The organism is Pseudomonas sp. RA_35y_Pfl2_P32 (assembly GCF_963970735.1).
Lineage (GTDB): Bacteria > Pseudomonadota > Gammaproteobacteria > Pseudomonadales > Pseudomonadaceae > Aquipseudomonas.
The window spans coordinates 1-468 of record NZ_CAXAQF010000298.1 but is presented as its reverse complement, the minus strand read 5'-3'; the positions used below and the strand labels follow the sequence as shown (position 1 = coordinate 468).

The 468-nt window shown below is 59.8% G+C and carries 1 protein-coding gene; it reads left to right on the top strand.

The genetic code is table 11. The features are described 5' to 3' along the window. Nucleotides 1–468, top strand: a 468-nt coding sequence (locus tag AACY45_RS28375; protein ID WP_445261242.1) for a VIT1/CCC1 transporter family protein, incomplete at both ends; no start/stop codon positions are given.

The following is a 468-nucleotide window of genomic DNA, read 5'->3' as shown; positions in this document are numbered from 1 at the left end:
ACACGGCGAAGGACATTTTCTGACTCGCGTCGGGTGGCTTCGTGCAGCAGTGCTCGGAGCAAACGACGGTCTACTTTCTACCGCAAGCCTAATGGTTGGCGTTGCAGCCGCAGCGCCTGGATCGAGTCAGATCGTGCTTACTGGGGTCGCAGGAATTGCGGCGGGGGCCATGGCGATGGCTGCCGGTGAATATGTGTCGGTCAGCTCCCAAGCGGACGCGGAAAAATCGGATGTGGAGCGGGAACGTCTCGAGCATCTTGCCGATCCCGAGCATGAAAAACGCGAACTCATTGGGATCTATGTCGATCGCGGCCTCCCGATCGCGTTGGCGGAACAAGTTGCCCATGCTTTATCGGAAACTGATGCTCTTGCGGCGCATCTGCGTGACGAACTGGGCATTTCCGAGCACAGTATCGCTCGGCCAACGCAGGCCGCTATAGCCTCTGCAGCCGCGTTCGTGGCGGGAGG